This window comes from Streptomyces sp. NPDC031497 (assembly GCF_055580905.1).
Map to the genome: position 1 here is coordinate 108708 of NZ_JBVIKO010000003.1, position 13930 is coordinate 122637.

Below are 13930 nucleotides of genomic sequence, written 5' to 3' on the forward strand. Positions count from 1 at the left end.
CCGAGCGGGCGGGTTCAGTGGGAGCGCTCGACGCTCCAGTGCGGCAGCAGTTCGAAGAAGGCGACCGCCTCGCTCCGCCAGCGCGGCCGCCAGCCCTCGGCCACCGCAGCGGCCTGCTCGGCGTGGTCGCGCATCCGTGCCCGCAGCCGGCCGGCCACCCCGCGCGCCTCGGCGATCTCCCGGACGGCGGCGATCGTCCCGACGGTGCAGGCGGGGTCGCCGAGCGCCGTCTCCAGCACGGCCCGCTCCGCGCCGCCGAGGCCGTCGAGCGACGACAGCAGCGCGGTCACCACGTAGCTGCGCTTCCCGTCGCGGATGTCGGTTCCGGTCGGCTTGCCCATCACCTCGCCGTCCCCGAACAGGTCCAGATAGTCGTCCCGCATCTGCGCGCAGATCCCCACCAGGCGTGCGTAGCGGCTCAACTCCCGGTCGTGGTGGTCCGGTTGGACACCGGCGGCGAGGAGTCCCAGCCGCAGGGGCGCGAGCAGCGAGTAGCGGGCCGACTTGTAGTCCGCCACCTGGTCGATGACCTCGGTGTCCGGGAGTCCGCCGGTGACATCGCGCTCCAGGTCGATGATCTGGCCCAGGAACGTCTCCGCCGCCGCTCTGGTCTGCGCCTCGATCATGGCCTGCCGTACCGGCGGTGCGGCCCGCGCGTCGAGGAGGACCCGCAGGGACAGGGCCAGCGCGAGGTCGCCGGCGAGCACGGTGAGGCCGAGCGCGGTCCGGGGGTGGCGGGGGAACCGCTCGCGGTAGGCGTAGTAGGTGGAGGGACCGCCGCGGCGGGTGGGGCTGTCGTCGATGAGGTCGTCGTGGATCAGGCCGTGGCTGTGCAGCAGTTCGAGGCTCAGGGCCGCGTGCTCCAGCCCCGCCACGGGCTCGTCCGTCACCAGGCGGGCCGCCTCGTTGAGGATCACCACCCGGATCCGCTTCCCGCCGCGCAGGGACAGCTCCCTCAGCAGGTGCAGGCACTCCGGGGTGAACCTGCTGAACGAGGGTGTGTCGAGCGCGCCGCCCAGGGAGTCGAAGTACTCCGCGAAGAGCTTCTCGAAGGACTGGGTGTGACCGGCGAGACGAGCCGTCAACTGGTCATGGACACCAGCGGTGTCGGGCATGGCGGGGCTCCTGAGGAGGCGTGCGGACGCGGGCGCCCCATCATGCGCGACGGGATGCGGGCCGCCCCACCGAAGGCAAAGGGAACGCAAAAAACGCGATACAACTGTCCGGACTGTTCACTTTCCGGGTCGGGGCCGTTGGCTGGCGGCAAGTTGTCCGGACGACTTGGGTGGACACCGTTCCTGGTGTGAGTACGACCAGGTATCTGGAGATCGCGGACCGGCTGGATCACCGCGGCGGGCGCCACGCCCCGGGCACTGCTCAAGTCGGTGCGCCGGACGCCCCTCCCCGCCGACCTGGTGGAGCGGTTGGAGCAGTACCTGATGGGCACGCGGGGCCTGACCGAGGACGAGGCCCGCGAGCACGTGGACCGGCTGATCGAGGACCGGGAGGGCCGCCTGGACATCCGGGAGGAGGCGCTCGCCCATCTCGGCGAGCGGGCCGCGGCGGGCGGTGTCCGCCTCCTCGGCCACGACCCCGGCTCGCCGTCGGAAGTGGCGGCACTGCGCGAAAGCGGCGGCGCGGTGGCCGACTTCCCCACCACGCTCGCCGCCGCCGAGGCCGCCCGCGACCTGGGTGCTCACAACACAGCTTCCGGCACGGAGGAATCATGAACACGCTCACGAGTGACCGACTGGCCGAACTGATCGACGGCCTCGCGGGCCTCCCCTACGGCGGGGAACCGGTCGACCAGCGCACCCACGCCCTCCAGGCCGCCCACCTGGCGGTGGCGGCCGGCGCCGACGACGAGCTGGTGGTCGCCGCCGCGCTGCACGACATCGGCAGGGCGAAGCAGATACGGGCCGAGCACCCGGGTCTGCCGCACGAGCTGGCGGGCGCGGAGTGGGCTCGTCGGCACCTGAGCGAACGCGCGGCCTGGATCATCGCCCAGCACGTCCCGGCCAAGCGCTACCTGGTGGCCACGGACCCCGCCTATCACGCCCTGCTCAGCCCGGCGTCGATCGCGTCGCTGAAGATACAGGGCGGCCCGATGGACGAGACGGAGACCGCCGCCTTCGCCGCCCATCCGATGGCCGCCGACGCGGTGGCCCTGCGCCGCTGGGACGACGCGGCGAAGGACCCGGAGGGACCGGCCCTGGAGGTGACGGAGCTGGTGGCGGCGTATGAGCGGTACGCGACGCGAGGGACCGGGGTGTCCTGATCGCCGTAACGGCCCCCGTCCCTCCCTCTGCCGCTTCCCCCTCGCCTCGCGCCCTCTGCCGCTTCCCCCTCGCCTCGCGTGGCCTGATCCGGCGTGCCTAGCATGGCAAAAGGCGCCACTGGGTCCGGCGGCGTGCACTCTCGACGGCGAAGGGCGAGAGCCGTGAGCACCTCCCACGACGAGCAGAAGCGGCTGCGACGGGGGACGGGGGAGCAGATCGAACCCGAGGTGGGGCCGAGGCCGGACGGGGAGCCGTTCTTCCACCCGTACCATCACCCGGCCGCCGGCTGGGGCGCCGCCAAGAGCGTCTCGAAGTTCCTCCTGCGGGAACGGGCGCTCGTGGACGGACCCCGGGCGATCATGAAGATGAACCACGAGAACGGCGGCTTCGACTGCCCCGGCTGTGCGTGGCCCGACGACACCAAGGGCCTGCGCCTGGACCTCTGCGAGAACGGGGTCAAGCACGTCACCTGGGAGATGACCCACAAGCGCGTCGGACGGGAGTTCTTCGCCGCGCACTCCGTCGGCGAACTGTCCGAGTGGAGCGACTTCGCGCTGGAGGACCAGGGCCGGCTGACCGAACCGATGGTGTACGACGCCGCGTCGGACCACTATGTGCCGATCAGCTGGCGTGACGCCTTCAAGCTGGTCGGCGGTGCGCTGCGGGAGCTGGCCGACCCGAACCAGGCGTCCTTCTACACCTCGGGCCGGCTCGGCAACGAGGCCACCTTCCTCTACCAGCTCCTGGCCCGCGAACTGGGCACCAACAACCTGCCGGACTGCTCCAACATGTGCCACGAGGCGAGCGGCCGCGCCCTCACCGCCTCGCTCGGCACCGGCAAGGGGACCGTCGACCTCAAGGACTGGGAGGTCACGGACGCCCTGTTCATCATGGGGGTGAACGCGGCGTCGAACGCGCCCCGGATGCTGACGGCCCTGGCCGAGGCGTACCAGCGCGGCGCGCAGATCGTGCACGTCAATCCGCTGATCGAGGCGGCGTCACGGCGCACGATCATCCCGCACGACTTCGTGGACATGGCGGTCCACCACGCGACCCGCACCGGCACCCTGAACCTCCAGGTGCGCGTGGGCGGCGACATGGCGCTGATGCGAGGCATCGCGAAGGCGGTCCTGGACCAGTCCGCGAGCGACCCCAAGGCGCTGGACCAGGAGTTCATCGACCGCTACACCACGGGTTTCGAGGAGTACCGCAAACTGTGCGAGGCCACGCCGTGGGAGGAGATCGAGCGCCAGTCCGGCATCAGCCGCGCCGACATCCTGCAGGCGGCCCGGATCTACGGGGAGGCCGACCGTTCCATCGTCAGCTGGTGCCTGGGCGTGAGCCAGCACGAGCACGGCGTGGACACGGTACGGGAGATCGTCAACGTGCTGTTGCTGCGTGGCAACCTCGGGCGGGAGGGTGCCGGTCCCTCGCCCGTGCGCGGGCACAGCAACGTCCAGGGCAACCGCACCTGCGGCATCGACCACCGGCCCGCACCGGAGTTCCTGGACCGGCTGGCCGAGGTCTGCGGCATCACCCCGCCCCGGGAGCACGGCCTCGACACCGTCGGCACCATCGAGGCGATGCTGCGCGGGGACATCAAGGTGTTCGTCGGTATGGGCGGCAACTTCGCCCTGGCCGCGCCGGACACCCGGGCCACGTACGAGGCCCTGCGCTCCTGCGACCTCACCGTCCAGGTCAGCACCAAGCTCAACCGCAGCCACCTGGTCCACGGCCGGCAGGCCCTCATCCTCCCGTGCCTGGGCCGCACCGAGAAGGACCACCAGCGCAACGGCGTCCAGGGCACCTCGGTGGAGGACTCGATGAGCATGGTGCACCTGTCGGTGGGCATGAAGAAGCCCGCCTCCTCGCACCTCCTCTCCGAGCCCGCCGTCATCGCCGGCATCGCCCGGGCGGCACTCCCCGACAGCAGCACGCCCTGGGCTTGGTACGTCGAGGACTACGACCGCGTCCGCGACACCATGGCCCAGGTCCTGGACGGCTTCGAGGACTTCAACCGCCGGGTCCGCCTCCCCCTGGGCTTCCGCATCCGCCAGCCGGCCCGCGAACTGGTCTTCCGCACCCCGTCGGCCCGCGCCGAGTTCTCCTCGGCCCCCCTGCCGGACGTCGTCCCCCCACCGGGCACCCTGGCCCTCGGCACGATGCGCTCCCACGACCAGTGGAACACCACGATCTACTCCGACAACGACCGCTACCGGGGCATCAAGAACCTGCGCACCCTCGTCTTCATGAACCCGTCCGACATGCGTGAACGCGACATCACCGAGTTCGACCCGGTCGACATCACCAGCACGGCCAAGGACGGCACCACCCGGACCCTCAACGGTTATCTGGCCATCCCCTACGACCTCCCCCGGGGCTGCGCGGCCGGCTACATGCCGGAGATGAACGTCCTGATCGCCCTGTGCGACTACAGCGAACAGAGCGACCAGCCGCTGATGAAGCACATCAGGGCGACGATCAGCCGGGCGGCCGCGACCTGAGAGTCCCGGCGGGCCTGCGGCGGTCAGACGCGCCCGGGACCTTCCTCTCCGGGCGGGTCAGTGGCCCAGGTGCCCGTCGAGGAAGCCGACCAGCTGGTCGACGACCTTCCGGGTGGTCCAGGGCTCGGTCATCGAGGCGGGCATCCCGACGGCCCCGTCGCCGTGACCGGCGCCCGTGATGAGGTAGCGGGTGCTGTCGACGCCCTTGGCCACAAGCGTGTTGTTCAGCTGGAGGGTCTGGCTGGGCGAGACGAGGCGGTCCTGGTCGCCGTGGTAGATGAGGAAGGCGGGGTCGTCGGCGTCCGCGTACGTGGCCGGGTCGGCGGCCTTGACCGCGTCCGTGTACTCGGCGACGGACTTCTTCGTGTCGGGACCGTAGACCCACTTGGCCGTCATGTTGCCGGCGGTGAGGTTGGCCTGCTCGGTCTTGTCGTCGAAGTCCGCGCCGATCCTGGAGAGGTCGGCCGGCCCGAAGTCGTCGATGGCGGCCTGGACCTCGCTGCTCCGGTCGAGGTTGTCACCGACGTCGAACTTCTCGACCCCGCCGGTGGTGCCGGCCATGGCGGCGAGGTAGCCGCCGGCGGAGTCGCCCCACACGGCGACCTGATCGGGATCGATCCCGTACGTGTCGGCGTGGGCGCGCAGATAGCGGATCGCGGACTTCACGTCGGCGAGGCCGTCGACGTAGGTGGCACCGTCCGTGGTGGTGCGGTAGTGGACGCTGGCGACCACGTAGTCCTGTTCGGCGATGTAGGTCCGCCGGTTCAACCCCTGCTCCTTCTGGGCCGTCAGGAAGCCGCCGCCGGGGATGTAGACGACCAGGGGCTTCTCGCCGTCGGTCTTCGGGACGGTGATGTCCAGCTTCAGCTCGGTCTTCTTCCCGTTCGTGCGGGGGGTCGAGTACACGATGTCGTCGTGCGTCTCCACCTGGGTCCTGCCGCACTCGATCTGGGCCCCCGTGGCCGAGATCACCGTGCTGTTGGTGGTGTCGGGCTTGGCCACGGTCGAAGCCACCGGGAGCTGGCCACCGGCGCCCGCGCCGCCGGGCGGCGGGCCGGAAGGGGCGCCGGAGGGGGCGCCGGCGCCCGCAGCCGTGCCCGCGACTCCCTGCGGGGCCGGGGTGGTGGGGCAGCTGCTGCTCGGCCGGGCGGCGGCCGTGCCGGACGCGCCGGACTCCGTGGACTCGCTGTCGGTGGAACAGGCGGTGAGAGCGAGTCCCAGGGCGGCCACTCCGACGAGTGCCCTGCCCAGCATGAACTTGGCCATGACGTTCCTCTTTCACATGTTCGACATCGAGGCGGGCCCTGCCGTACCTGCCGTACCTGCGCCGTACGGGCCTCAGAAGACGGCTCTCCCGGCCTCGGTGGCCGGTGGGGCAGCGCTGATCGCCCTCGGCAGCCGGCGGGACGGCTCCGTCGCCTTCGGCAGCCGGTGGACCGGGCGGTTCCCGGCCGCCACCGAGCATGGGCGGGCCGTACGAGGGGGGTGTTCGCGGAATGTTCGGGGAACGTAAGGATCGGCCGACCGGCTCTCTCGGGGCCGGGGCGCGGGAGCCATGACCGCTAGGCTCGGTGCGCATGCCACAGGACAAGGGGCTCGTCCTGATCGTGGAGGACGAGGCGCACATCGCCGACCTGCAGCGGCTCTACCTGACCAGGGACGGCTTCGGCGTGCACGTGGAGAGCGACGGCCGCGCCGGCCTGGCGGCGGTCCGGCGGCTCCGCCCGGTGGCCATCGTCCTCGACCTCACCCTCCCCGGCCTCGACGGCGTGGAGTTCTGCCGTCTGCTGCGGGACAGCGGCGACTGGACGCCGGTGGTGATGGTCACCGCGCGGGACGAGGAAGCGGACCGGATCATCGGCCTGGAGCTCGGCGCGGACGACTACCTGACCAAGCCGTTCTCGCCGCGCGAGCTCGTCGCCCGGATCAGGACGGTACTGCGCCGGGCCGCCGGGCCGCCGTCCGAGCCGGTCCTGACGCTGGGCGCACTCACCCTCGATCCGGCCCGCCGGACCGTCCACCACGAGGGCAGGCCGGTCGACCTGACCACGACCGAGTTCAACCTGCTCGCCTATCTGATGCGCCGGCCCGGCCAGGTCTTCACCCGCGCGCAACTGCTGTCCCACGTCTGGGGGTACGCCGACTACCGCGACGGCCGGGTCGTCGACGTCTACGTCTCCCAGCTGCGCGGCAAGCTCGGTGACGCCGGCCCCATCCGCACGGTTCGCGGGGTCGGCTACAGCGCCGGCCCGGCGTGAGGGATCCGGCGTGTACAAGGGCGTGTACAAGGCGGCATGGCGCCGGCTCAGACACCGGGACCGGCACCAGCTCCGGCTCCGGTGGCCGCTGCGTGGCTCGCTCGCCGGCGCCCTCGTCCTGCTGGCGACACTGGTGGCGGCGCTCGCGGTCATGCTGACCGGGCTCGTGGCCGGGGAGACGGCCCACTCGAATGCCGAGGCCCAGGAGCGCGGCCGGCTCGCCCAGCAGGCCGCGACACTCAGCCGCGTCCCGGCGCTCCCCTCCCTCCTCCGCGAGGACGAGCAGCGGCTGGCCGGATCCAACGGCGTGCGGCTCGCCGTCGTCGCCCCGGACGGCAGGGTCGCCGGACCGGCCGCACCGGCACTCACCGACACCGACCGCGACCGGCTGCTGTCCGGCCGCCCCGTGTCCGCCACCGCCGCCCTGGACGGCAGGAACGTCATGGTCGAAGCGCACCCGGCTCGTGGCGGAGGCGCCGTCGTGCTCGCCCAGCCGATGACCGACGTACGGCAGGCCGCCACCCGGATGCAACGCAGCCTGCTGCTGCCGATGGCCACCGGACTGGTGGGCGCCGCACTGGCCGGGGCGCTGCTGGCCCGCCGCATCGCCCGGCCGCTGACCTCGGCCGCGGCCGTCGCCCACCGGCTGGCCGCGGGCGAACGCGGGCTGCACGGCCCCGTGGGCGGACCCGCGGAAGCGGTCGAACTGGGCAGCTCGCTGACCGTGCTCGACCAGGCGCTGACGCGCAGCGAGAACCGCCAACGGGAGTTCCTGCTGTCGATCTCCCACGAGATCCGCACCCCCCTGACCGTCCTGAAGGGCTACGCGGAGGCCCTCGACGACGGCGTTGTGCCCGCCGAGGAACTGCCCGCCGTCGGGCGCACCCTGCTGACCGAGACCCGGCGACTCGACGGCTTCGTCAGCGACCTGCTGCGGCTCGCCCGCCTCGAAGCGGACGACTTCCACCTCGACGTCCAGCGCACCGACCTGAACTCCCTGGTCGAGGAAGCCGCCGACACCTGGTCGCGGCTGTGCGCACGCCACCACGTCGACTTCCGTCTGGAGCGCCCGAAGTCCCCGGTCCTGGCCGACACGGACGGCTTCCGCGTACGGCAGATCGCCGACGGACTCATCGAGAACGCCCTGCGCGTCACCCCGGAGGGCCAACCCCTCGTCCTGGCGCTACGCGCCGAAGGCGACCACGCCGTCATCCAGGTCCGCGACGGCGGCCCCGGCCTGTCCGACGACGACGCCGGGGTCGCGTTCGAGCGTGGCGTGCTCCGCGACCGCTACCGGGACATCCGCCCCGTCGGCAGCGGCCTCGGCCTGGCCATCGCCCATCGCCTCACCACCCGGCTGGGCGGCACCATCACCGCCGGCGGCCAGGGACCGGAGGGCGGCGCCTGCTTCACCGTCACCCTGCCGGGCGGGGCGGCGGGCTGACGGGGCGCTCTCGGCTCTCCTCGCTGCCGGCCATGGTGCCGGATGGAGTGGGGGCGGGGGCGGGGGCGCGTCAAGGAAACTCACCCCCGGCCGTACAGGATCACCAGGTGTGAGCCACGTCCACCACGAGATGGTTGGCCGTCTGGAAGACCCGGAACGGCAGCCGGGCGCGGACGCCCAGCCCGGCCTGGGTGTAGCCCTCGGAGCCACCCGTGAACTTGAACTCCCGGAACGTCCGGTACCCGGTGACGTTGACGGCCGGAAGCGGCGGGTAGGGCTCGCCGGTCTCGGGGTCGTAGCGCGAGGAGAACAGCGAGATCTCCAGAATCGCTCCCCCCTTGATCGGAACCACTACGTCGGACGGGTCCTGGTGCAGCACGTCGACGTAGCGGACGCTGTAGCCGATCGGGTCGGCCGACGTGCCCGCGGCGTCGAAGACCAGCCGGTCGAAGCACTCGTGCTGCCCGGCCCTCACGTCGGCCAGCCGCCTGGAGGCAACAGAGTCACCGGCCTTGTCCAGACTCCCCCACGTCACGGCACAGTCCACCGCCGTCGGCGCGGCCACCGCCGGAACCGTCCCGGCCAACAGACCACCGCCCGCCAGCATCATCGCGGCCAGCGCAGTACCTATCCGTCGCATGACTACCCCCCGGTAGCTCGCGTAGGTGTGTGTCTGTTCAGACCGGCGGCCTTCCGGAAGGTTGTGCGCAGGGGGGCAGCCCATTGCGGCGCAGAGGCCCGTCCAGCACCAACTGCCCCGTGAGGCCTCAGCGGTTCCGCGCACGCAGCCGCCTGCCGCTGTTCTTCCAGCCCTGCTGTCGAAGGACGCAGGGGCTCGCGTCGTTACGGCTTACGAGCAAGTCCACCGTGCTCGGCGACGACCTCCGGGACGCCCGAACCGGGCTCCGGACGCCACTCCGTCACCGAGACGACACCGGGCTCGACAAGCTCCAGACCGTCGAAGAACGCGGTGATCTCATCAATGGAGCGCAGGTTGTACGGAACGGCGCCGCTGTTGTTGTAGGCGTCCTGGGCCTGCTCGAAGACGGGGTCGATGCCGCGCGACCCGTCGTTGACGGAGAGGTAACTGCCCGAGGGCAGGGCGTCCATCAGCCGGGTGACGATGGCACGGGCCTGCTCGTAGTCGGCGACATGCCCCAGGATGTTGCTGAGGATGAGCGCCGTGGGACGACCGAAGTCCAGCGTCTTGGCGGCGACCTCGAGAATGCGATCCGGGTCATTGACGTTGGCGTCGATGTAGGCGGTCGCGCCCTCCTCGGTGGAGGTGAGCAGCGCCCGGGCGTGGGCGAGCACCATCGGATCGTTGTCGACATAGACGATCCGCGCCTCGGGAGCGAGTCCCTGGGCGACCTCGTGGGTGTTCTGCGCGGTCGGAAGCCCGGTACCGACGTCCAGGAACTGCCGGATGCCCGCCTCGGAGACGAGATACGCGATGTTGCGACGCAGGAAGCCACGACTGGAGCGAGCGATGGTGACGATCCCGGGAAACACCTCGGTGTACGCGTCACCGGCCGCCTCGTCGACGGGGTAGTTGTCCTTGCCGCCGAGCCAGTAGTTCCAGATACGGGCAGAGTGCGGCACCGCCGTGTCGATCTTCTGCTGGTCAGCCGGCTCGGGCGTCGTCACAGGGTCGGTCATGAGTCGTGTACGTCCTTCAACCGGGGCGGGGATCAGTCGCGGCACATCCTACGATCGAACTCCCGTTTCCTGCCCGCTAGTTCGTGTCTTACTTCCGGGTGGTTCGGCCGGCGGCGCCGGGTCCTCGACCGCCCGGAGCCGTTGCGCCGGTCAAACACCCCGGGCCCAGCCGCAGGTAGCGGCAGAGGAGCCGGGCTCTACGTGGTCGGCGGCATGCCGGGCGGCCTGAACCAGGTCTCCAACCGGGCGTTGGTTCTCCAGAGCAGCGAAGCGTCTCCGGATGCCTCTGTGGAACTGGGCGGATGTGTCCGGGGCGCAAGTCGTAGTGAGGTGTGGAGTGGATGACGGTTTCCGGCCGCCGACGGGTCCGCGTACGGGCCCGTCGGCGGCCGGGTGGTGGTCAGCGGTACGTCACGGTGATCGGTGCGTGCAGGCTGCGCGGGGGCAGCGTGACGGTCAGGGTGCGGGTCGCGTCATCGAAGTGGTAGGCGTGAGGGGACAGTCGGGACCCTCCCACTCGGACGGTGGTCGGGGCGGTGGCGCCGAGGAGGGAGACGGTCCACTGCCGGTTTCTGACCTGGCCGGGGAAGGTCCCGGTTGCGGGATTGATCGTCACCGTGCGCTTGGTGCCGTTCTCCCGGTACCGGATCTTCGTGACGGCGCTGTGGCCGGGGCCCGTGCCGGTTCCGTCGTCCTCGTAGAGGGAGAAGGAGCCGGAGGCGCCCGCGGCGACGGTGAGCGTGACCTTGGTCAGTGGGGCCTTGTCGTCGCTGGTGACGTTGCTCGTGCGGGTCGGGACGACTGCGCCGGCTCTGACGAACACCGGCATGGTGTCGAGGCCGTTGGTGATGTTCTGGGTGGTGCCGCCGGCGTAGGTCTGGCCGGTGAAGTAGTCGGTCCACTGGCTGCCGGGCGGAAACCACACCGAGGTCGTCGCCGTGGTGCCGGGCGTGGTAACGGGGGCGACGAGCATGTCGGGGCCGTAGAAGTACTCGCTGCCGGAAGTGGCGTACGCCTGGGGCTCGTCGGGGTATTCCAGGTAGGTCGGGCGGGTGACGGGGACGCCGGTGGTGTTGGCCTGCTGTGCGAGTGAGTAGGTGTAGGGCACCAGGTTCTCGCGCAGGTTGAGGAACTTGTCCGCGGAGGCGCGGGCCGCGGTGCCGTACTGCCAGGGCAGCCGGTCGCTGTGGTTGCTGTGCAGACGGTCGATGGGCTGGAAGGTGCCGAGCTGGACCCAGCGCGCGTACATGTCGTCGGGGAGTTTGTGCGTGGTGTGGGTCGTGCCGTCGGCGGTGTAGGTCTCCGAACCGGTCAGGTTCGTGGTGTCGTTGTGGCCGCCGATGTCGTGGCTGATCGCCGACAGGCCGGTGGCGGCCGCTTCGCCCGGCGTGTAGCCGACCTCCGCCTTCAGGGTGCCCCAGGTGGAGGAGGTGTCGCCGGTGAAGTGGACCGTGGTGCGCTTGTCGGCCCACGGCCCGGTCGGTAGTCCCTGCTGGCCGCTGTAGCCGCCCGCCTGGAGGGAGCCGTAGGCGCGGGAAACGACGAATCCGCGGCCGACGGTCTTGTCGGCGTCCGTGGCGTACTGCTGGTTGATCCACGCGTCGGGAGTGACGCCGGGCAGCGACGACTGGGAGTTGTCGCAGCACCAGTCGGGCCACCAGAAGTCGTTGCCCTGCCGGTCCATGGTCTGGTGCAGGTCCATGTACGCCTTGAGCTGGTCGGGGTCGCCCCAGTCGAAGGTGTAGCAGTCCCCCGGGCCGCTGCTCGCGGCGGAGGAGCAACCCCCCTTGTGCAGTTTGCCCTTGGCGGTCGCCTGGGCCTGGGCGAACTGCGGGTCGCCGCTGAGGATGCTCGGGTGGACGTTGAGCGTGTTGTGAAGTCCCTGAGCTGCCGCCCAGTCGAAGAACCCCTTCGGATCAGGGAACTTGGACGTGTCGATCTCCCACCCGCTCCAGGTGTTGGGCGACTTGAAATCGGTGTCGGTCACCAGGACGTCCAGGGGCACGCCCTCGGCGCGGAAGGCGGGCAGGATCCTGTTCTCGTAGTCGGCGGCGGTGCGGTCGATGTACTCCGAGTACCAGACACCGTAGGCCCATGGGGGAAGCAGTTGGGGCGGGCCGGTGAGGGTGGCCAGGTCGGACAGGGCCTGCTTGTAGTCGTGGCCGTAGCCGAAGACATAGCCGTCCTGGTAAGGGCCGCCGGTGTGGGACGGGCGTTGGGTGACCTGGCGGGTGCCGGTGTCGTAGAGGGCCGAGGCTGTGTCGTCGAGCAGGTACCAGCCGTCCTTGTACAGCAGCCCGGGCGTGGTGGCCGGCGTGCCGTTGTCGCCGTTGAAGCCGTCGAGGCTGCGGCGGTAGCCGCCGAGCGCCAAGTGCGGTTGCGGCGCGGGTGAGTTGGCCGCGGTGACGGCGATCGTGTCGAGGTTGACGTGGCAGCTCGCGGTGTCCGGGCAGCCGATGGAGAGGTCGTTGGCTCCGGCCTTGAGGGTGACGGGGACCGACGCGGTCTTCCAGGTGTCCCAGTTGCCGGTGACGGGCAGTGACAGGGTCTGCGTGGCGCCCCCGGAGGACACCGTCGCCGTACGGGTCCGGTAGAGGCCGTCACCGCCGGTGGCGTTGGCGTAGCGCACCTGCAAGGCGTAGGTGCCGTCCGCCGGTACGCCGACCACGTGGGCCGACAGGCCTGCCCCTTGGTTCAGTTCCCCGACGAAGCCGCTGCCGGAGTAGCCGGCATGGTCGGTGGCCGTGATCGCCGAGCCCGAGACGCGGTCGGCCTCGGCCTCGCAGTTCACACCGAACCCGCAGGCCGTGATCGCGGTCGTGGACGTCGACGGAAAGCCGCCGCCCTGGTTCACCAGGGCGACGCTGTCGATGTTGACGTCGCCGGAGTCCGCGGCGGTCCTCGCCAGCGTGATGGTGTGGTGGCCGGCGCCGAGTTGCACCGCGCTGCTCGCCAGGCCCCAGGTGTTCCAGTTCGCGGTGGCGGGCAGGCTCACCGACCGGCTCGCTCCGCCGTCCACCGACAACGTGAGGGTGCGCGTGGTGTTCTGGCCGTCGCCGCCGACGGAGTTGGCGTAGCGGGTGTCGAACTGGTACGTCCCCGACGTGGCGACGTCGACGTCGGCCGACACGGAGTTGCCCGTCCCCTCGAAGCCGGCCAGGAATCCGGAGCCGGTGTAACCGGTGTGGTCCGAGGCCACGCCGACCCCGCTGTAGGACAACTGCTCGGCCTCGCACAGGGCGCCCAGCGCGCACGTGAGCCTATGCCAGGGCGTGGCACTGACCGGTGACCCGCCGGCCGACAGCCGCACGGAGAGGTTCTGGGCGTCGAAGGGCCCGGAACCCTCCTGATATCGGAGGGTGAGCGCGCTCGTGCTGATGGTCAGCCAGCCGTCGGACGTGCTGGAGGTGTACGAGGTCGGCGCGAACGCGGTGCGGCCGACCGCGTTGAACGTCGCGCTGTCGGTGAACTTCCCGTCCTGCGCGTACTCGGTGCGTATCAAGGTCGGGGACAGGATCTGGAAGCGTGCGTTGCCGGAGGTCACCGACGCGGTTCGGTGACTCGTCGGTGCGTCCGCCGACGCCTCCGCGGTACCGGTCGCCATCATGGCCGCCAGGCCGCTTGCCAGGGCAATGGCCGTGAGACGTCTTCGCAGGAACCGTGTCGTGCGTAACGCTGATCTTCTTCTCATGGACAGCTCCGTCCTGAAGCGGGCCTGTGGCCCCTCGTGAAGGTGCGTCGGTCACCGTTCGCGCCTGGTGGAAACTGCCGCCGACCGACATCGTT

At 70.9% G+C, this 13930-nt stretch carries 10 protein-coding genes; 5 read left to right on the forward strand and 5 right to left on the reverse strand.

Features of this window, described 5'->3' with window-relative positions:
• Positions 1-14: 14 nt before the first annotated feature.
• On the reverse strand, positions 15-1115 hold the full coding sequence (locus ACZ5K7_RS06525) for a polyprenyl synthetase family protein (RefSeq protein ID WP_468911194.1): 1101 nt from the start codon (positions 1113-1115) through the stop codon (positions 15-17).
• Positions 1116-1385: 270 nt separating this feature from the next.
• On the opposite strand from ACZ5K7_RS06525, the gene ACZ5K7_RS06530 reads away from it, so the two are divergent.
• From ACZ5K7_RS06530 to ACZ5K7_RS06540, 3 genes are all read left to right on the forward strand, one after another.
• Positions 1386-1730 carry a hypothetical protein gene (locus tag ACZ5K7_RS06530; RefSeq protein WP_468911197.1) on the forward strand — a complete coding sequence of 115 codons (345 nt, stop codon included), beginning with the start codon at positions 1386-1388 and terminating at the stop codon, positions 1728-1730.
• A complete protein-coding gene (locus ACZ5K7_RS06535; protein ID WP_468911200.1) occupies positions 1727-2278 on the forward strand; it encodes an HD domain-containing protein in 552 nt (183 codons plus the stop codon). Before ACZ5K7_RS06530 ends, ACZ5K7_RS06535 begins: the two co-directional genes overlap by 4 nt.
• A gap of 162 nt (positions 2279-2440) precedes the next feature.
• Complete coding sequence (locus tag ACZ5K7_RS06540) at positions 2441-4783, forward strand: FdhF/YdeP family oxidoreductase (RefSeq protein ID WP_468911203.1); 2343 nt, start codon at positions 2441-2443, stop codon at positions 4781-4783.
• Between the two features lie 57 nt (positions 4784-4840).
• On the opposite strand, the gene ACZ5K7_RS06545 is transcribed toward ACZ5K7_RS06540, so the two are convergent.
• A complete protein-coding gene (locus ACZ5K7_RS06545; RefSeq protein WP_468911206.1) occupies positions 4841-6049 on the reverse strand; it encodes a prolyl oligopeptidase family serine peptidase in 1209 nt (402 codons plus the stop codon).
• Between the two features lie 311 nt (positions 6050-6360).
• Between ACZ5K7_RS06545 and ACZ5K7_RS06550 the strand changes: the two genes are divergently transcribed.
• Both ACZ5K7_RS06550 and ACZ5K7_RS06555 read left to right on the forward strand, forming a co-directional pair.
• Positions 6361-7041 (forward strand): response regulator transcription factor, encoded by a 681-nt coding sequence (locus ACZ5K7_RS06550; protein WP_351692518.1) that lies wholly within the window; start codon positions 6361-6363, stop codon positions 7039-7041.
• Between the two features lie 10 nt (positions 7042-7051).
• Entirely contained in the window at positions 7052-8485 is a 1434-nt protein-coding gene (locus tag ACZ5K7_RS06555; protein ID WP_468911210.1) for a sensor histidine kinase, read from the forward strand.
• A 100-nt stretch (positions 8486-8585) separates the two neighbouring features.
• Here the strand turns inward: ACZ5K7_RS06555 and ACZ5K7_RS06560 are convergent, their stop codons facing one another.
• The 3 genes from ACZ5K7_RS06560 to ACZ5K7_RS06570 all read right to left on the reverse strand — a co-directional run bounded on the left by ACZ5K7_RS06560 (position 8586) and on the right by ACZ5K7_RS06570 (position 13751).
• Positions 8586-9125 carry an AMIN-like domain-containing (lipo)protein gene (locus tag ACZ5K7_RS06560; RefSeq protein WP_351692512.1) on the reverse strand — a complete coding sequence of 180 codons (540 nt, stop codon included), beginning with the start codon at positions 9123-9125 and terminating at the stop codon, positions 8586-8588.
• 203 nt (positions 9126-9328) lie between these two features.
• Positions 9329-10144: an SAM-dependent methyltransferase gene (locus tag ACZ5K7_RS06565; protein WP_468911213.1), complete on the reverse strand. Its 816-nt coding sequence runs from the start codon at positions 10142-10144 to the stop codon at positions 9329-9331.
• Between the two features lie 400 nt (positions 10145-10544).
• Complete coding sequence (locus ACZ5K7_RS06570) at positions 10545-13751, reverse strand: TIM-barrel domain-containing protein (protein ID WP_468911216.1); 3207 nt, start codon at positions 13749-13751, stop codon at positions 10545-10547.
• Positions 13752-13930: the final 179 nt, after the last annotated feature.